Origin of the sequence: Lactobacillus isalae (genome assembly GCF_947539375.1) — a bacterium.
In the GTDB taxonomy this organism is placed as follows: Bacteria; Bacillota; Bacilli; order Lactobacillales; family Lactobacillaceae; genus Lactobacillus; species Lactobacillus isalae.
Genome location: NZ_OX443569.1, coordinates 1263644 through 1281397, shown reverse-complemented (window position 1 = coordinate 1281397; position 17754 = coordinate 1263644). Strand labels below are relative to the sequence as shown.

General features: G+C 33.7%; 19 protein-coding genes and 1 tRNA gene. 16 read left to right on the top strand and 4 right to left on the bottom strand.

Features of this window, described 5'->3' with window-relative positions; genetic code table 11:
• Nucleotides 1-4 precede the first annotated feature (4 nt).
• The 3 genes from QM512_RS06330 to nhaC form a co-directional block, all read right to left on the bottom strand.
• Entirely contained in the window at nucleotides 5-562 is a 558-nt protein-coding gene (locus QM512_RS06330; protein WP_282804942.1) for an ECF-type riboflavin transporter substrate-binding protein, read from the bottom strand.
• 22 nt (nucleotides 563-584) lie between these two features.
• Entirely contained in the window at nucleotides 585-1430 is an 846-nt protein-coding gene (locus tag QM512_RS06325) for an SAM hydrolase/SAM-dependent halogenase family protein (protein ID WP_282804941.1), read from the bottom strand.
• A 124-nt stretch (nucleotides 1431-1554) separates the two neighbouring features.
• Complete coding sequence (gene nhaC / locus QM512_RS06320; RefSeq protein ID WP_282804940.1) at nucleotides 1555-2931, bottom strand: Na+/H+ antiporter NhaC; 1377 nt, start codon at nucleotides 2929-2931, stop codon at nucleotides 1555-1557.
• A gap of 362 nt (nucleotides 2932-3293) precedes the next feature.
• On the opposite strand from nhaC, the gene QM512_RS06315 reads away from it, so the two are divergent.
• The 15 genes from QM512_RS06315 (at nucleotide 3294) to QM512_RS06245 (ending at nucleotide 14684) form a co-directional block, all read left to right on the top strand.
• Entirely contained in the window at nucleotides 3294-3998 is a 705-nt protein-coding gene (locus QM512_RS06315) for an ABC transporter ATP-binding protein (protein ID WP_282804939.1), read from the top strand.
• Nucleotides 3991-4674 (top strand): ABC-2 family transporter permease, encoded by a 684-nt coding sequence (locus tag QM512_RS06310; RefSeq protein ID WP_282804938.1) that lies wholly within the window; start codon nucleotides 3991-3993, stop codon nucleotides 4672-4674. The genes QM512_RS06315 and QM512_RS06310 overlap by 8 nt, the downstream gene beginning before the upstream one ends.
• A gap of 47 nt (nucleotides 4675-4721) precedes the next feature.
• Nucleotides 4722-6068 (top strand): 23S rRNA (uracil(1939)-C(5))-methyltransferase RlmD, encoded by a 1347-nt coding sequence (gene rlmD / locus QM512_RS06305; protein WP_282804937.1) that lies wholly within the window; start codon nucleotides 4722-4724, stop codon nucleotides 6066-6068.
• 3 nt (nucleotides 6069-6071) lie between these two features.
• On the top strand, nucleotides 6072-6575 hold the full coding sequence (locus QM512_RS06300; RefSeq protein WP_282804936.1) for a GNAT family N-acetyltransferase: 504 nt from the start codon (nucleotides 6072-6074) through the stop codon (nucleotides 6573-6575).
• 4 nt (nucleotides 6576-6579) lie between these two features.
• Nucleotides 6580-6975 carry a GNAT family N-acetyltransferase gene (locus tag QM512_RS06295; RefSeq protein ID WP_282804935.1) on the top strand — a complete coding sequence of 132 codons (396 nt, stop codon included), beginning with the start codon at nucleotides 6580-6582 and terminating at the stop codon, nucleotides 6973-6975.
• A gap of 245 nt (nucleotides 6976-7220) precedes the next feature.
• Entirely contained in the window at nucleotides 7221-8252 is a 1032-nt protein-coding gene (locus QM512_RS06290; protein WP_282804934.1) for a serine hydrolase domain-containing protein, read from the top strand.
• Nucleotides 8252-9037, top strand: a complete 786-nt coding sequence (locus QM512_RS06285; protein ID WP_282804933.1) for an aminoglycoside 3'-phosphotransferase — start codon at nucleotides 8252-8254, stop codon at nucleotides 9035-9037. The genes QM512_RS06290 and QM512_RS06285 overlap by 1 nt, the downstream gene beginning before the upstream one ends.
• Before the next feature lie 213 nt (nucleotides 9038-9250).
• Nucleotides 9251-10750: a BglG family transcription antiterminator gene (locus QM512_RS06280; protein WP_282804932.1), complete on the top strand. Its 1500-nt coding sequence runs from the start codon at nucleotides 9251-9253 to the stop codon at nucleotides 10748-10750.
• Nucleotides 10722-11147 carry a PTS sugar transporter subunit IIA gene (locus tag QM512_RS06275; protein WP_282804931.1) on the top strand — a complete coding sequence of 142 codons (426 nt, stop codon included), beginning with the start codon at nucleotides 10722-10724 and terminating at the stop codon, nucleotides 11145-11147. Before QM512_RS06280 ends, QM512_RS06275 begins: the two co-directional genes overlap by 29 nt.
• Nucleotides 11137-11598, top strand: a complete 462-nt coding sequence (locus tag QM512_RS06270; protein ID WP_282804930.1) for a PTS sugar transporter subunit IIA — start codon at nucleotides 11137-11139, stop codon at nucleotides 11596-11598. The genes QM512_RS06275 and QM512_RS06270 overlap by 11 nt, the downstream gene beginning before the upstream one ends.
• Before the next feature lie 13 nt (nucleotides 11599-11611).
• Nucleotides 11612-12961, top strand: coding sequence for a PTS galactitol transporter subunit IIC (locus tag QM512_RS06265; RefSeq protein ID WP_282804929.1), 1350 nt, complete (start codon nucleotides 11612-11614; stop codon nucleotides 12959-12961).
• Between the two features lie 26 nt (nucleotides 12962-12987).
• Nucleotides 12988-13275, top strand: a complete 288-nt coding sequence (locus tag QM512_RS06260; protein ID WP_282804928.1) for a PTS sugar transporter subunit IIB — start codon at nucleotides 12988-12990, stop codon at nucleotides 13273-13275.
• Nucleotides 13276-13766: 491 nt separating this feature from the next.
• On the top strand, nucleotides 13767-13874 hold the full coding sequence (locus QM512_RS06255; protein ID WP_282804927.1) for a dihydrofolate reductase family protein: 108 nt from the start codon (nucleotides 13767-13769) through the stop codon (nucleotides 13872-13874).
• 41 nt (nucleotides 13875-13915) lie between these two features.
• A complete protein-coding gene (locus QM512_RS06250) occupies nucleotides 13916-14287 on the top strand; it encodes a dihydrofolate reductase family protein (RefSeq protein ID WP_282804926.1) in 372 nt (123 codons plus the stop codon).
• A 313-nt stretch (nucleotides 14288-14600) separates the two neighbouring features.
• Nucleotides 14601-14684 (top strand) — tRNA-Leu (locus QM512_RS06245).
• A gap of 40 nt (nucleotides 14685-14724) precedes the next feature.
• Here the strand turns inward: QM512_RS06245 and QM512_RS06240 are convergent.
• Entirely contained in the window at nucleotides 14725-15567 is an 843-nt protein-coding gene (locus QM512_RS06240) for an RluA family pseudouridine synthase (RefSeq protein ID WP_282804925.1), read from the bottom strand.
• A gap of 106 nt (nucleotides 15568-15673) precedes the next feature.
• Here QM512_RS06240 and QM512_RS06235 point away from each other — a divergent pair, with 106 nt between their 5' ends.
• Nucleotides 15674-17731 carry a PBP1A family penicillin-binding protein gene (locus QM512_RS06235; protein ID WP_282804924.1) on the top strand — a complete coding sequence of 686 codons (2058 nt, stop codon included), beginning with the start codon at nucleotides 15674-15676 and terminating at the stop codon, nucleotides 17729-17731.
• The last annotated feature ends 23 nt before the right edge of the window (nucleotides 17732-17754 follow it).

The following is a 17754-nucleotide window of genomic DNA, read 5'->3' as shown; positions in this document are numbered from 1 at the left end:
GTGATTAGTCTCTACGTAAACTACCTTTCTTAACTTTAGTTGCTGCATAGGCCTTAAGTAAGATAGTTCCTAAGATAAGAATGGAAAGTGAGTTAGTAATAGTTGCAGTTGCACCTTGTAAGAAAACTTTGTTTTGAGGTTCGCTGTAGATTAAAATATCGCCAATTGGAGCAATTACTAACCAGGAAACAACATTAGCAATAATCTGTACAATGTTGAAACCAACCATTTGCTTAACAGTGAAGACGCCATTTTCTAAGTCAAGACGCATACCGTAAAGACCAATGATTAAACCTAAAACAGCAGTAGCTAAAACCCAGCTCCACCAGGTTTGACCATACATTAAGAAGTCACCTAATGCGTGTCCAATAAAACCAACAGAAAAGCCGACAACAGGTCCATAAATAGTTGCAAGTAAAGCTAAGAATGGATAGACAATTTCGATATTAGTGTTTGGAATACCAGTTGGAATTGATGTGAAACGTGCCAAAATAACATAAATAGCTGCTCCAATACCAATTGCAACGACGCTTTTTACTGATAAACCTTTTTGATTATTCATAATTTTCCCCCGTAAATAAAATTTATTCTTTAGTTAAATCAATTTTCCAATCATTTCCTGTGCCAATATTGTAAGTATTCGCAAATGAAGCTTGATTCAATCCGATACCAACCTTAACCAAGGAATTGATATACATTAAAGGATCATTGAGTGCTACATCAGCAAAAGATGTTACAAAAGGTATTGTATCATGATAATAAGTTTGATTTTGATAAGTAATTGTGACGGTAATTTTGTCACCACGCTTGATATTAGCCTTTTTAACTAATTCATAAGGAATATTTGTCCATAAAGAGCCAAAACGAATATCTAATACATCAATTGACCCCTTAAGGTGATCACTTTCTAATTTAGCTTCAGTGAGTGGCAATTTTACAATTGAATTTGGATCTAATGATTCTCCCAATTCTTTAAAAGTCTTTTCACCATCAGCTAAAAGAGCACCGTTGTAAGCATAGATATCGCGACCATGAAAAGTGTTACTTTCAGATGAGTAGGGAAGGCGATTTTTTTGTTCGTCAATTTCTCTCACTTCGTCGATTCCCATATAAGTCGCAATATGAGTTAGAGAACCATTATCAGGTGTGATAATAAAGTGCCCGCTTTTGGTTTTAACTGCAATACTCTTTCGATCTGAACCTACTCCTGGGTCAACCACTGAAACGAAAGTTGTACCTTCTGGCCAATACTTAATTGTTTGGTAAAGGCGATAAGATGCAGCCCAAATATCATAAGGCGGAATCTCATGAGTTAAATCTGAAACAACAACATGCGGCGCAACCATATGAGCTACTCCATGCATGGCACTAACGGCTCCATCTTTTAAGCCAAAGTCGGTTTGTAGTACTAGAAAATGATTTGTTTCCATCAAATTCCTCCTTTAATATTTTTTTAATTACTAATAATTTACAATGTAATAAAAAATTCGTCAATAAAAATCCGTACTATTTCGCTATGTAAGCGCATATAGTACGGATTTTATTAATGATAAATTATTTTTCAGATTTATTTTGCCACTTTAAGCCAATTCCGGTTACTCCAGAAATAATTGAGAAAATTGGAGAAAGTAAACTAAAGAAAGTAAAAGGAATAAAAGCTAAGACAGGAACGCCAAGAGTAGAAGCCGCAAATGATCCGGCTACTCCCCAAGGAATTAAGTAGTTAATTACACTACCACCATCTTCAAGAACGCGACTGAGAGCAAGCGGTGCAAGTCCAATTCTGTCGTATGCTTGCTTAAAAGCACGACCGGGCAAGATTACAGATAAGTATTGTTCACCAACAAATAAGTTAATACAGATACCTGAAAGAATAGTAGTAATTACTAAACGGCCAGGTTTTTTTAGGTGTTCGACTAAAGGTTCCATGGCAGTTTGAACAATGTTAAATTTCATTAATAAGCCGCCAAGAGATAGGGTGGCAATAATTAAACCAACAGTATCCATCATGCTGGAAATACCACCACGAGTCAGTAAGGCATTAACAGAGGAGTCGCTAGTTTTTGCGACAAAACCTTTCATAATAAGGTTGGTTAGGTCCGTAATTGATTGCTGGCGATTTTGAATAAAAATCATGATAATGGTGACTGTAATATTTAAAAATAGAGTAGGAATAGCAGGAATTTTTTTCCAAGCACAAACTAGCATTAAAATAATTGGAATAATTGCCCACCAAGTAATAGTAAAGTTCTGCTGTAAAACAGCAACGGTATGGTTAATTTTTGAAGCATCGATTGATCCGCTATTTCCTAAGATCCAAAATAAAATTAAAGATACAAGAAAAGCAGGAATAGTGGACCACATCATATTTTTGATGTGAGCAAATAATTCGCTTTCAGCAACGGCAGAAGAAAGATTGGTAGAATCAGATAAGGGAGACATTTTATCGCCAAATACTGCTCCAGAAATAATTGCTCCTGCGACAAGAGCTGGATTGGCATTCATGCTAGCCCCAATACCGAAGAGGGCGATTCCAACTGTTGAAATTGTAGTAAAACCACTTCCGATTGCTAAACCAACGATTGAACAAACAATAAAAACAGAAGGTATGAAGAACTGTCCACTAATTAGGTGAAAACCAAGAACCATGATTGAAGGAATAATACTACCCTTGATCCATAAACCAATTAAGGCACCAATTAGAATGAAGATAAAGATTGGAATAATAGCAACGCCAATTCCTTCTTTAATTCCGTCCTGGATAGACGCCCAGTCATTTCCACGTATTCTAAGCCAAAAAACTAATAAGCAGACTGTAAATAAAACTGGAACTTCTGGCATTAAACCAAATTTTATTACCGAAATACCTAAGATAACTAAAAGCAAAAGTAAAATAATAATTGCTTCTGGAAAAGAAACTTTCTTTTTCATAAAAATCCTCCATAAAAAAAGTCCTGTTGAAATTAATCAACAGGACGCATTACCGTGGTACCACCTATCTACTGCATATTTGCAGCACTCTCATCAGGTGATAACGGCACTGATTGTGGCCGAATAAAGATTGATCGCTGTAATTCGTAACTTATGCCTGACTGGTTCGCACCTTACCACCAGCTCTCTGACGCCCAACATAAGCACTACTGTGACGATAATTGTTGCAATTATGATAACAAGCTTAAAAAAAGATGTCAATGAATTTATTCATAAAAATGATTAGAATTTCGAATTATGCACTCCGAGCGGTAAAATAGATAGGTAGAGAAAAAAGTATAAATATAAATTGAGGGATTAAGATGACTGATATTTTAACCACCAAAGAATTAGGAAAAAACTTCAAAAATAAACATGTTTTGAGCCGAATCAATATTCATGTTCCTGAAGGAAAAATTTACTGCATCATGGGACCGAATGGGGCTGGTAAGTCAACTCTTTTGAAAATGATTAGTGGAATTGAGAAACCAACTGAAGGCAGCATTAACTTTAATGGAAAAAACTGGAAGCGAGAAGATTTAAAAGCTATTGGATCCTTAATTGAAGAGCCGGGGTTGTTTGATAATTTAACTGTTGAAGACAATATCAAATTGAAGTTAAAACTTCATCATGTTGAAAATAAGGATCAAGAGAAAATCTTGAACACGTTAGGCTTTGGCGATCATAATCAAGAAAAGGTTAAAGGATTTTCAACCGGAATGCGACAGCGCTTAGGAATTGCCCTTGCTTTTATGGGAAATCCAGATTTAGTAGTTTTAGATGAACCAACAAATGGTCTAGATACATTTGGAATTCATGAATTGCGTGAGCTATTAATGTTAGAGAAAAAGCAAGGTAAAACAATTATTATTGCTAGTCACATGCTTTCTGAAATTCAAAAAGTAGCTGATCGCATTGCAATCTTGGGTAATGGAGAACTTTTGCTAGAAGAGGATTATGGTCAGGAGAGAGATTTGGAGGATTTATTTATTTCAACTCTAGAAAAGGCAGGCGTAAAGCATGACTAATATTTTGAAAGTTGAATTTTTAAAAACAAAGCATACCATTATTCGCTTACTAGTTTGGCTTTTACCGTTAGTTGCTATTTTAATGATGGCCGCTGTTTTCTGGGATAATCAATATTCAGTACAATTAATGATGGGGCAGTGGAGTTATTTTTGGCTGAATATGTCTCTTGCTCTAATAATAGGTATTAGTACTTATTACCAAAAGCAGGCTACAAAATTCAAAGAAATTTTGACTTCACCACAAGATCTTTTTACTTATGAGATTGGTCGAATCATTCACGGAATTTTACAAGCAACTTTAATGAGTGTAGTTTTCTTAGTACTGATAATTATTGTTCGCTTTATCTTTTCAAGTAGTGAAGAAATCGGTTTAATGGCTAGCTCTATACTTGGAATTTTGCTCACTTCTGTTTGGCTAGTTCCGTTTTATTCGTGGCTGTGCCGAATCACTAACTTATATTTTGCCTTAGGAATTGGATTTTTAAGTTCAATTATAGCTATGTTCTTAAGCCGTACGCTTTGGAGTATGTGGTGGCCTTTTGATTGGGGAATACTTTTAAATAATATGTGGCTTAAGGGTGATTTTACATTTGGATCTTGGAGTTTAATCATTTGTAGCTTGATTTTAGGATTTATTTTAAGTATCTTTAGTGCCTATTCTTTTAAAAAACAATAATATTTTTTAGTAAAATAGTAGCAAGTATCTAAAAAAGGATTGAAATTATGCAAAAGAATCAAATTGTCGATTTAGAAATTACCGACTTATCTTATGAAGCAATGGGAGTTGCTCACTTAGACGGACTGACTGTCTTTGTAAATAGTGCTCTTCCAGGCGAAATTGTTTCAGCTAAAATTTTAAAAGTAAAGAAGAACTTTGCTTTCGCTAAAATTGAAAAAATTAAGAAGGAAAGTCCAGATAGAATTAACGTTGAACTTCGTCAATGGGTTCAAACAGGCTTGGCCTCACTTGCTCATATTAAATATGAAAAGCAACTTGAATTTAAACGTAATCAAGTAGTGAACTTATTACATAAGGCCGACTTAGATAATATTAAGGTTGGTCAGACTTTGCCTAGTCCAGAAGAGACAGGCTATCGTAATAAGGCACAAGTGCCAGTTCGTGAAGTTCATGGCAAGCTTGATATTGGTTTCTTTAGAAAGCATTCACATGATTTAGTGCCGTTAACTAATTTCTTTACCACTGATCCAGAAATTGATCGAGTTTTAATTAAAGTTCGCGATATTTTAAGAAAGAATCATGTACCAGCTTATGATGAAATCCACAATAAGGGTGAAGTGCGTTATCTTGATGTACGGCGCTCAAAAGCAAGTGGAGAGATTATGGTGATTTTGGTCTGCTTGCATAAGGATTTTCCACAATTGCAAAAAGTGACTAAAGAAATCAGTGAAATTAAAGGTGTTACAAGCATAGTGTTGAACCATAATCCTAAAAAGACTAACGTGATTTTAGGTAAGAAAGATTACTTGCTTTGGGGAGAGCCTCAGATTACCGACAAAATTGGGGATGTTAGTTTTAAGATTTCACCGCAAAGTTTCTTTCAAATTAATTCACTGCAAACTCCTCGTTTGTATGATTTGGCAATTCAAAAGGCAGATCTTAAACCAGATGATGTGGTAATTGATGCCTATTCCGGAATTGGAACAATTGGTTTGTCAGTTGCTAAGCATGTAAAGGCGGTGCGAGGGATGGAAGTTATCAAGCCGGCCGTTGACGATGCTAACGCAAATGCCAAATTAAATGGGATCACGAATGCTGAATATGTTGTAGGTAAAGCAGAAGAAGTAATGCCGCGCTGGGCTAAAGAAGGGTTAAAGACTGATGTCATCTTCGTTGACCCGCCTAGAAAAGGATTAACTCCAGAATTTATTGACGCAGCTGTTGAAACTGACCCTAAGAAAATTGTTTATATTTCATGTAATCCGGCTACAATGGTTAGAGACCTGCAATTGTTCCGTGAGCAAGGCTATGATTTTAACGAAATTGATCCTGTCGATATGTTCCCTCAAACTCCGCATGTTGAAGCTGTGGCGGTGCTTGAGAAGAAGTAATAAATGTATCTAAGAAATTATAATTCCACCGATTGTAAGAATTTAGCGGAGCTATTTTATGATACGGTTCATAGTGTAAATGCAAAGGATTATGCCAAAGAAGCATTAGATGTTTGGGCAACGGAAAAAATAGATTTGAAGGAGTGGAACCGTTCTTTCATTCGGCATCATACAGTTGTTGCTGTGGAAAATAATGTGATTGTTGGATTTGGCGATATAGATAATTCTGGATATTTGGACAGATTATTTGTTCATAAAAATTATCAAAGACAGGGAATTGCAACAGCAATTTGCAATGAACTAGAAAGTGCTGTAACTGTGACACGGATTACAACTCATGCATCTATTACAGCAAAACCATTTTTTCAACGAAGAGACTATAAAATTGTTAAAAAGCAAGAAATAATCCGATGTGGGATAGTTTTGACAAACTATTTAATGGAGAAACTTAAAAGAGATAAAGATTTTAGCTATGATAAGAAAATTACAGAAAGCAGATATAGATAGGGTAATGGAAATCTGGCTTATTAGTAATGAAGATGCGCATCCCTTCGTGAATAAAAAATACTGGGAAGCGAACTTTAATGAAGTTAAGAAACAAATGTTACAGGCCGAAGTTTTTATCTATGAGCAAAAATCAGAAATTCAAGGTTTTGTTGGACTAGTTGACAATTATATTGCTGGGATTTTTGTTGATAGAAAATATCGTTCTTCTGGTGTTGGACATAAACTGATTAAGTATATAAAAGAAAGTCATAATGAATTAACATTGGAAGTATATACAAAAAATAAAGGTGCTGTTAACTTTTATAAAAGAGAAGATTTTAATATTATTTCAAAGCAAGTAGAACCAGATACGGATGAAACAGAATACTTGATGTCATGGAATAAGATTAATTTTGATTAAAATGTATAGTGAAAAGGCATGACTTAGGATTAGCTAACCAAGTCATGCTTTTTGCTTTGTTTTCATCAATCGTCTGTATTTTATTTAGGTTATTACCTTTTTTAACATACTTGTAAATTGAAAGTGTACTTTTTACGTGGATAGCTTGAGCGTACTGACAAATTAGGCATACAATTAAAGAAAAGCAATCAAGGAAATTCTGCAAAAAACGTAGTTATCTTGGACGGTAATTGAAAGGAATAGCTATGCATCTGAAAAAAATTATCCTCTATATTTTCTTAGCTGTCTGTATGTTCTCAGTGTTTTTATTTGTTGTCCCTTCAGGAAGCAGAATAGATCCTGGAATTAAAAATTCACAAAAACAGCTAAAGGCTTACATGAAATCTCATCATATAAATGGTGTGATGCTCGTGAGCGGAAAAGATGGTCAGCCAATTGTCATTAAAAATAATGAAACGTCTAGCAAAAATGACATAGTGAATGCAGATCAGTTATTTCCAACTGCTTCTCTTCAAAAGATTATCACAGGAACTGCGATTTATAATTTACAGCAAAAAAGTCAGCTAAATTGGAATACGCCTTTATCTAAGTATTATCCGCAAGTTTCAGGCAGTAGCGATATAACGATTCGTGAGTTGATGAATCATACGAGTGGATTAATTAATAATGCCCGTCCGTCTGAGCCGCTTAAAAATCAAGAAGAGCAAATTGCTTATATGCTTAAATATATGCAGAATGATCATTTGCATACTTGGGACTACCAAGATGTAGACTATGAGTTATTAGCAGCTATTATTAGTAAAGAAAGTGGTTCAAGCTATAATTCATATATTCAGAAGAATTTTGCTAAACCATTAAAACTGCATCAAATCAAAGATTATTCTGAAGTTAAGCAAAATGAGGTTCCTCAACCAATGAGTAGTAATGTTGACTGGCATAAGGTGGTTGTTACGACATCGTCTGATTTTGGTGCTGGAAACTTGTTTGTATCGCCGAATGATTATTGGAAATTTGTATATAACAGTGTTTTAAAAGACCCCAAAATGATTAACGAATATGCGCAGCAGGCTAAACACCAAGAAGTAGCTTACTATGGTGGTGTCTACTTCAAGGGAGATGTTATTCGTGCAGAGGGTAGTATTCCTGGGTATAATTCATGTTTTGTAGCTAATTACAAAACTAAGGAAATGATTATGCTGTTTTCCAATAATATTAATTACTTAACTTTGAAGAGAGCATCTGATTATTTGCTTCATCATTATATGGGACTATTTTAATGAAACAGACTTTAATTAAGAAAATTCCAAATCAAGTACCGCAAGAATTGCAGCATTTGATTGCTGGTGCAGATATTTATGATAGTTCATCATCTCCTGAGGCTCGCGTATATTTTATCGATAAAGATGGCGGTTATTATTTAAAATGTTCCAAAACTGGTACGCTTGAAAAAGAAGCTAAAATGACGCAATATTTTCATTCAAAAAAATTGGGTGCTGAAGTGTTGAACTATACTTCAAATACTCATGATTGGCTGTTAACTAAGGCAGTAGTAGGGCACGATTGTATAGATAGTGAGTATTTAAGCCATCCTAAGCGCTTATGCGATACGATTGCTACCGAATTAAGAAAATTACATGAAATAGATTATAGTGACTGCCCAGTGATGGATAGAACGGCTGAGTATTTAGCAAATGCTGAAAATAATTATAGGACAGGAAATTATGATAAATCGAGTTTCCCAGATAGTTTTGGGTATCGTTCAGCTGAGCAAGCTCATGAAGTTTTAGCTGCTGGTAAAAATGCTTTGCAAGGCAAAGTTTTATTGCATGGAGACTACTGTTTACCCAACATTATTCTAGAGAACTGGAAACTTTCAGGATTTATTGATCTTGATTGTGCAGGTGTTGGCGATCGCCATATCGATTTGTTTTGGGGAGCTTGGACACTTTGGTTTAATTTGAAGACTAATCAATATCGTGATCGCTTTCTTGATGCATATGGTAGAGATAAGGTAGATGAGTCATTACTCAAAGTTGTTGCTGCTGCGGAAGTTTTTGGGTAATTGAGATAATGTCTTAAAAAGTGAATATGGGCAGTATCAAGATGTATAAAAAGTAAAGAAAATAATATATTGAATAGTATGGTTACTCTTCTATTAAGTAATCATACTTTTTTTGAACTATGTAAATTAACAAGCCAGAATGTCTATTGAAATGGACATTTTTTTACTTTCAAGATCATTAGCAATTGCTAAACTTAAGGTAAGGAGGGAGGAATGATGCCTAAAAATAGCAGTAAAATTATTAATATTTTAGTTAAATCAGGACGTTTTATGACGTCACAAGAATTGGCCCAAATTATAGGTGTTTCGTCTAAAACCATTTATCGGGCAGTGAATAAAATAAACCAAACTTATGAATTTCCAATTATTAAATCTGAAAGAGGAAAAGGTTATCTTTTGGATTATGAAAAGTATCTTGAGTTAAATGACGGTTTTCATGAAAAGCCCCATTTAATGATACAGTCACCTTTGGAAAGACGAAATGAAGTAATTATTAAATTACTTTTTAGTGCACCATTATCGGTTAATATCAAAGACGTTTATGCTTCTTATTATGTAAGTACCGAGTTGATTCGCCAAGATTTATTTACAATTGGCGAATTATTAAAAAGATATAACTTGAAATTAGCTCATCAAGGTAATTATGTAGTTATAAAAGGTGAAGAAGAAAATATCCGTAAAGCAATTAATAATGCACTTATTCAAAGTAAAGCGATGAATACAGAAAGTATTAGTGATTTGGCAAATGAATTTAAAGATTTGAGTAGTTATGATAATCAATTTTTAACTACACAAATTGAATGGATTCAAAAATCACTTCATACTACTGTACCTTATCCATACAATGTAAATATTTTTTCGCATTTATATATTTTGATTAAAAGATTTAGAAGAGGAAAAACAGTTCAGTATAAAGAAAAAATAAATATTGGAAATAAATATCATCACTTAAAAGAAAATAATTCTATTTTTTGGAAAGTTAGTAATGATGTAATTCATAACACTGCTGATTATGTTCACCGAGAAATACCTAGTGCCGAAATTTACTACTTGTTAGAGTATCTGATCTCTATGCGTTACAATCACGATTTTGCCATTGATGATAAGATTTCGGCAGATTCAAAACGTTTAGCAAATTATTATATTAAATGCTTTAACTTAGATATAAATAATCCCAAAACACGAGCGTTAAAAAGTGATTTGATTAGTCATATTCGTCCAATGTATAACCGTCTAAATAATCACATTATAATTGCTAATAAATTACTTGATGATATAAAAAACGAATATAAGGAGACTTTTAGTAAATTAAAGGCATTAAGTTCTAAAGCTTATGGCAAGAAATACTTACCATGGAGAATTAGCGATGATGAGATTGGTTTTTTAACATTATATTTTGCTAAATATTTTGAAGAAACTAACTTTACAAAAAAAGCTATTGTAATGTGCGCTAGTGGGATAGGGACCTCAAAACTATTGTATGCAAAGATTCATAGAAATTTCCCCGATTTGGATTTAATGGGAACTATTTCTAAAAATGAGTATGAAAAAAATTATACTCAATACGCTGATCTTGACCTTATTATTTCAACTATTCCTATCCTTCCTCAAAATAATGAACAGGTTATTCTTTCTAGTGCTATGTTCAATACTCAGGATAAAAATAGATTGAGTAGGTATTTGAATGAAAATAAAGTTAGTGAAATTAAATAATATTAGCAACTATGAACAATGGCTTCAACAAACTGTTGACAGTCTTGGCTTTTCATCGGGATTAAACATTAATTTATTGAACTTACTTCATGAACGGGATGCTTTAGGAAGTGTTCAGATTTCTCAACACGTAATAATGCCCCATATAGTAACATATGAAATTCCTGAAAGTGTAGTAATCGTAAGCCAATTGACCAAACCAGTTAAATATTTTACTAGTAAAGATATCACTACTGCTATTTATATATTTTCATATCCTGATGATATTTCAATCGAATCACTAATTAATTGCTTAGTAGATGAGAAGATAATTAATAGGTTACAAGCCCCTACATTATCTTCTAAAGAATTAAAAAAGATGTTTAATTTAAGTGTAGGAGAAAAAAATGCTTTTTGATAAAAAAGTTTTACTTTTTGACAAAAATCCTTCGACTAAAACTGAAGCGTTGACTGAATTGGCCAATGAGTTATACAAAGTCGGAGTTGTAACTAAAGAGTACACACCCGCTATATTAAAACGTGAATCCAACTTTCCAACGGGATTAATGACACAAACAATGGGAGTAGCCATTCCTCATTGTGATCCAGATAAAGTTATTGCTCCTCAGATTGGATTTATGCGTTTAAAAGAACCAATTACCTTTCATCAAATGGGAGATAATACTAAAATTCCAGTTAATATGATTTTTATGCTGGCTTTAAAACAATCTGATAGCCAGCTTAGTATGTTGCAGAAGTTAATGGCTCTCTTTCAAAATCGAGAGGCTATGAACACTCTTCGTAGTATTACTTCAGTTGATGAATTTATTTTAGTGATGAATAAAAATGGCATTATTAATTTAGAATAAGGGGATAAAGACTATGGATGCGATTAGTTCAGGTTTACAATGGTTTGTTAACCTGGGAGCTAGTGTTATGCTACCGATACTTTTATTTGTTTTTGCATTAATTTTACGAATAAAACCAGGTAAAGCTTTTAAAGCAGGGTTAACTGTTGGTATTGGATTTGTAGGATTAAATTTAGTGATCGAATTACTTACAAAGAATTTAGGACCAGCCTCACAAGCAATGGTTAAGAATTTTGGCTTACATCTATCAACATTAGATATTGGTTGGCCTGCTGGTTCTGCGGTAGCATACGGGACTGTACTGGGAAGTTTAGCTATCCCAGTGGGAGTTATTACAAATATTGTTTTACTTTTAATTGGTTTGACTAAAACATTAGATGTTGATGTTTGGAATTATTGGCATATAGCTTTTACAGGCTCAATTGTTTATGCAATTACAAATGATTTTGCACTTGGAATTTTTACAATGGTAGTGCATATCATGATTATTTATTTGTTAGCGGATATGTCAGCTCCGTATATTCAGAAACAATATGGCTTACCCGGTATTTCCTTCCCTCAGGGAGCTTCTGATCCAGGATTTTTACTGGCATTACCATTAAATTGGTTAATGGACCATATTCCAGGAATGAATAAGATCAAAATAACTCCTAAAACAGTTCAAAAAAGAATGGGAGTTTTTGGTGAACCTTCTGTTATGGGATTAATTATTGGGATCGTAATAGGAATTCTAGCAAAATATTCGGTAGCAAAAGTTCTTCAATTAGGAGTGATTACGGCGGCAGTTTTAGTTTTAATGCCACGAATGGTATCACTTTTAATGGAAGGGTTAACTCCAATTTCTGAAGGAGCAAATGATTTCATTAAGAAACGTTTTCCAGGTAGAAATTTATATATTGGGATGGATAGTGCCTTAGCTGCAGGTAATGAGACAGTTCTTTCCTCTGCTTTGATTTTAGTACCGATTACTCTGTTAATTGCAGTTATTTTACCAGGAAACAGTACTCTTCCGTTTGGAGATTTGGCTACTATTCCATATATGATCGCTATTATGGCAGCTGTATTTGGCGGAGATATTTTTAGAACGCTTATTGGTGGTGTAGTAGATATCATTATTACTTTATATATCGCTTCTTGGGTAGCACCATTTGTCACTGCTTCAGCTAAAGCAGCACACTTTGGTTTACAAGGCGCTAGCTCAATCACGGTTATGAGCGATGGAGGAGTATGGACTACTTGGCTAATTGTTGGTCTTGGAAAATTAATGACCTGGGGCGGAATTGGCTTGATTGGAATAGTAACTCTCGGTTTTATGATTTGGTTTAATAAATTTCATAAAGCCAAAAATGAAAATACATTATAAGAGATATTTTACAAGGAGAATTTATTATGAAAACTTTAATGGTTGTTTGTGGTAGTGGAGTCGCTACATCTACAGTGGTAGAGGGGAAAATTCGTGACTTTTTAGAATCGAAGGATGTTTTAGATAAGGTAAAATTGTTAAAAGGAAATATTGCTGAACAAATTAATAATGTTGATGATTATGATGCATTTGTAAGCACAACTGTAGTTCCTGATGATGTAAAAGATAAGGTAATTAGTGGGTTACCAATTTTAACAGGTATAGGGGCTGATAAAGTTTATGATGAGATTTTGCGAAAGTTAGATTTAAAGTAAAGCTATATTGATATAAGTATAAAGATATTTGTAAAGCGTAAATTAAAAAGCCTATTAGATTTTGGTGCAGTAAATCAATTATGATTTTAATGAGGAATCAAGCAGTTAAAAAAAGTTGTTTGATTCTTTTTTTGACAAAATTTTTTTAAGTTTGATTTTAATTAAAAGATTGCTAAAATTCCTAATTTATCACTGAGACAATCAAGTAATTATTATTTGGTTTTTATTTTATAAGAAAAAATATGTTATAAATTTATTTGATAATGTCATAAATTTCTTTAAGTTGTATGGGTAATTATCATAAAAATGAGTAAAGGATTTTTAATTCTAAATTATTTAGTTGCTATTATTGCTGATATGATTTTGGCAACTAAGTATATTGAAGTAGTCGTATTTTTATATCACTTTTCATCAGTAACTTAGGTATTTATTGTTTAATTGTTATTAGTATGATAGAAATAAAATTAACGACAGGACATTAAGAAAGTAAAATGAGAAAAGTAAGTTTATTTATTGCGATGAGTCTTGATGGTTATATAGCTGATACTAAAGGCGGAGTTGACTGGATTTCTGGTCAAGGCGATCATGAAAAAATATAAATACATATTCTGAATTTATTAAAGATATTGATATCGTTTTAATGGGATGGAATACATATCATCAAGTTGCTACTGAACTTTCTCCGAATAATTGGGTATATGCTGGAATGACGACATATGTTTTTACTTATCATCAAGAAAAATCTACTGATGATATTAAATTTACAGATGAAAATCCAGTTGATTTGATCAACAGGTTGAAGCAACAAGATGGCAAAGATATCTGGATTTGTGGTGAAGCTAATCTTATTCAGCAATTAATTAGAAATGACTTAATTGATAAATATTATATTTCTATTGTTCCGACTTTATTAGGTAAGGGATTGCGTCTCTTTGGAGAGAGTTGCCAAGAACAAAAGCTTAAGCTCATTAATACATTAATACCAGAAATTATAATGGGATTGTCGATGTAGTTTATGAACGCAGATAGATGAACGATTATCAGAAAGTTTCAATTAAATAATCTTGATCTGTAATGAAGATATGGTTAGAAAACAATATACAAGCTTATTCCTTTGTTACAAAAATTACTGGAATGATCATTTTTCTGAGATTGACGAGGCTATACAAACCACCGAGAATATCATAAATTTTATTTTTATTGATGAAACTGGAAATTTAGAATATGTAATAAGATGAGAAAAATAAATTATCTTGCCTTATTAATTAAGATTTTTCTTTCCAACCTTGTTAACTTTTTGGTATGATAGATATGTTGTAAAGGTTGCCTCAATGGCGGAATTGGCAGACGCGCAGCGTTCAGGTCGCTGTTCACGCAAGTGAGTGCAGGTTCGACTCCTGTTTGAGGCACATGAAAAAGAGGTATGCAATTTGCATATCTCTTTTATTTTTATCTCAATTTAACAGTTTTACTTTCAAACTTAAAAGGTCTCATAAATGTGAGTTGATAAGCAGTTAACTGTAATTTCTCTCCATTTTGATAATCTGGATTATATAGTGGATCTCCAATAATTGGAGCATCAAGTGCTGCTAAGTGAACTCTAATTTGATGTGTACGCCCAGTTTCGAGAGTAAGTTTTACCAATACCTTATTTTCATATTCTTTAACTATTTCGTAATGAGTAATAGCCTTTTGACCGTCGGGGTGCACCATCCTTTTTCTTTGATCATTTGGGTCGTGACTAATTGGAAGAGAAATAGTACCACTTTGCTTCAACTTGCTAGATTTATTTACCCAGGCTAAGTATTCTCGATGCAATGTTTTATTAGTTAATTGCCGATTTAAGATTGGAACAACGGCTGGATTTTTAGCTACTAGTAATAGACCATTTGTAAGCATATCAAGTCTATGAACAATAAAAGGACTATAGCCTAAGTAAGTAGCGCAATCATTTAATGCAGTATCTTTTTCATATAAATTCGGATGTGTTTTTTGTCCAGCAGGCTTATTAATTACTAGAATATCTGGATCTTCGTAAACAATTTGGGGTAAATTTCCACTAGCTGGATAAGTTTGTTGATCACTTTCAACATGCTCAAGATAAATATCAATTTTATCACCTGGTTTTATTAGAAAATTAATTGGCAAGTATTTGTTATTAATCAGGATTTTATTTTCAGTACGTAAAAAATGACGCCATTTTCTTGGAATCAGGAGCTTACGCATTAAGTCATCAACGCTTATTGGTTTTAAATTAGTGGGATATTTAAGAGAATAATGGTATATAGTCATCTTTTTCACCTTATCTAATTTTTAACTTTTAAAATACTATTTTTCAAATAAAGATATGCTAAAATCGTCATATTAGGTTTATTGATGAAAAGGGAGTTTTAATTATATGCATTCCCAAAATCACGAGTTTTGGCATCGCGTTCATTTAGCGATTAAAAACTTCAACCATCGCTTTCAAATTTGGCGTTGGTTAATTTTAATATTGCTGTCGTGTTGTTTATTCGTTTGTACTTATTATACCGTTAAGGTAAAAACTTCAAACATCTCTAACATGAAGGCATCGCTTTCTACTACAACTACTATTTATGATAATAAAAATCAAAAGGCAGGTTCGCTCTATTCTCAAAAGGGTTCTTTTGTTGAGTTAAGTCAGATTTCGCCTTATATTCAAGATGCTGTCATTGCAACTGAAGATAGGACATTTTATAAAAATCCTGGTTTTAGTGTGAAAGGGATGGCGCGTGCTGCGGTAAGCAGTCTAATTCATCGCGGAATTGTCGGTGGTGGATCGACTTTAACGCAGCAGCTGGCTAAGAATGCTTTACTAACGCAAAAGCAAACTTTTTCTAGAAAGTTAGAAGAATTATTTTTTGCAATCGAGATTAATCGTGTTTATTCTAAAAAAGATATTCTGACAATGTACTTGAACAATGCTTACTTTGGCAATGGCGTTTGGGGCGTTCAAGATGCAGCAAGGCGCTATTTTGGTAAAAACGCAAGTGACGTAACTGTAGGTGAAGCTGCAACAATTGCCGGAATGCTTCGAAGTCCAAGCTACTATAATCCGATTGATCATATGGACAATGCAATTTCACGACGCAATGTAGTATTAGGCTTAATGGCTGATACTGGCAAAATTTCGCAGACGCAAGCTGATAATGCTAAAAAAACTACATTAACTTTAGATGATACATTTTCTCAAGAAGATGGGTATCGTTATCCTTACTTCTTTGATGCAGTCGTTGATGAAGCAATTGATCGTTACGGCTTAAAAGAAGAAGATGTAATGAACAAGGGCTTGAAGATTTATACAACTCTTGATACAGGTTATCAAAGTGCCTTGCAAGATAGTTTTGAAGAAAGTTGGAATTTTCCACCAAACGCAAGTGATGGTACTAAAGTCCAAGGAGCAAGTGTTGCGATGGATCCAAAGAGTGGAGCTGTTCGGGCAATCGTTGGAGGAAGAGGACAGCATGTTTTCCGTGGCTATAACCGTGCAACACAGATGAAGCGACAACCAGGCTCAACTATGAAACCACTTGCTGTCTATTCACCGGCTCTTCAAAACGGCTATCATTATGATTCTGAGCTTTCTAATAAATTACAAAAATTTGGTAAGAATGGTTATGAACCAAAAAACGTTGATAATCAATACTCGAATAAGATTCCAATGTATGAAGCTCTAGCACAAAGTAAAAACGTGCCAGCTGTTTGGTTATTAGACAAAATTGGTGTCAGCAAGGGTGTTCAATCTGTTGAAAACTTTGGTATCCATGTTAATAAGAGTGATCAAAACTTAGCCTTAGCCTTGGGTGGTTTGTCGACTGGAGTTTCTCCAATGCAAATGGCAAGAGCATATAGCGCTTTTGCTAATGAAGGAAACTTACCAAATCAGTCTTACTGTATTACTAAGATTACTGATGCTAGCGGAAATGTAATTGCCCAAAATAAGAATCCTGGTAATCACCGAATTATTTCGACTAATACAGCTAAAGAAATGACTTCAATGCTCTTGGGAGTGTTTACATCTGGTACAGGTAGATCAGCACAACCTGCAAGCTTTAGAGTAGCTGGTAAAACTGGTTCCACAGAAGTACCAGATAGTTATGGATTTGGTACAAAAGACCAATGGATTGTTGGTTATACTCCAGATGTTGTTTTATCAACTTGGGTTGGTTTTGATAAGACTGATCAAAATCACTATATGGAAGGAATTTCTGAAACAGGAATTACGCACCTTTATAAATCTGAGCTTGAACGCTTGCTGCCATATACTTCACAAACGCAGTTTAAAGAAAAGAGTGCTCAGCAAATTTCGCAAGATACAGGGGCAAATTCAGATTGGCTTGGTAATATTGGAAAACAAGTACAAAAAGGGATCAATGATACTGGGTCTAAGTTTAACGAATGGTATAATAATCTTAAAGGACTTTTAGGTCAGTAAAAATAAAGGAGTTTAATTTTAAA

Excerpts from the sequence above, each read along its gene's own strand:
- QM512_RS06330 (WP_282804942.1), bottom strand. The coding sequence starts at position 562 with ATGAATAATCAAAAAGGTTTATCAGTAAAAAGCGTCGTTGCAATTGGT.
- QM512_RS06325 (WP_282804941.1), bottom strand. The coding sequence starts at position 1,430 with ATGGAAACAAATCATTTTCTAGTACTACAAACCGACTTTGGCTTAAAA.
- nhaC (WP_282804940.1), bottom strand. The coding sequence starts at position 2,931 with ATGAAAAAGAAAGTTTCTTTTCCAGAAGCAATTATTATTTTACTTTTG.
- QM512_RS06315 (WP_282804939.1), top strand. The coding sequence starts at position 3,294 with ATGACTGATATTTTAACCACCAAAGAATTAGGAAAAAACTTCAAAAAT.
- QM512_RS06310 (WP_282804938.1), top strand. The coding sequence starts at position 3,991 with ATGACTAATATTTTGAAAGTTGAATTTTTAAAAACAAAGCATACCATT.
- rlmD (WP_282804937.1), top strand. The coding sequence starts at position 4,722 with ATGCAAAAGAATCAAATTGTCGATTTAGAAATTACCGACTTATCTTAT.
- QM512_RS06300 (WP_282804936.1), top strand. The coding sequence starts at position 6,072 with ATGTATCTAAGAAATTATAATTCCACCGATTGTAAGAATTTAGCGGAG.
- QM512_RS06295 (WP_282804935.1), top strand. The coding sequence starts at position 6,580 with ATGGAAATCTGGCTTATTAGTAATGAAGATGCGCATCCCTTCGTGAAT.
- QM512_RS06290 (WP_282804934.1), top strand. The coding sequence starts at position 7,221 with ATGCATCTGAAAAAAATTATCCTCTATATTTTCTTAGCTGTCTGTATG.
- QM512_RS06285 (WP_282804933.1), top strand. The coding sequence starts at position 8,252 with ATGAAACAGACTTTAATTAAGAAAATTCCAAATCAAGTACCGCAAGAA.
- QM512_RS06280 (WP_282804932.1), top strand. The coding sequence starts at position 9,251 with ATGATGCCTAAAAATAGCAGTAAAATTATTAATATTTTAGTTAAATCA.
- QM512_RS06275 (WP_282804931.1), top strand. The coding sequence starts at position 10,722 with ATGAAAATAAAGTTAGTGAAATTAAATAATATTAGCAACTATGAACAA.
- QM512_RS06270 (WP_282804930.1), top strand. The coding sequence starts at position 11,137 with ATGCTTTTTGATAAAAAAGTTTTACTTTTTGACAAAAATCCTTCGACT.
- QM512_RS06265 (WP_282804929.1), top strand. The coding sequence starts at position 11,612 with ATGGATGCGATTAGTTCAGGTTTACAATGGTTTGTTAACCTGGGAGCT.
- QM512_RS06260 (WP_282804928.1), top strand. The coding sequence starts at position 12,988 with ATGAAAACTTTAATGGTTGTTTGTGGTAGTGGAGTCGCTACATCTACA.
- QM512_RS06255 (WP_282804927.1), top strand. The coding sequence starts at position 13,767 with ATGAGAAAAGTAAGTTTATTTATTGCGATGAGTCTTGATGGTTATATA.
- QM512_RS06250 (WP_282804926.1), top strand. The coding sequence starts at position 13,916 with ATGGGATGGAATACATATCATCAAGTTGCTACTGAACTTTCTCCGAAT.
- QM512_RS06240 (WP_282804925.1), bottom strand. The coding sequence starts at position 15,567 with ATGACTATATACCATTATTCTCTTAAATATCCCACTAATTTAAAACCA.
- QM512_RS06235 (WP_282804924.1), top strand. The coding sequence starts at position 15,674 with ATGCATTCCCAAAATCACGAGTTTTGGCATCGCGTTCATTTAGCGATT.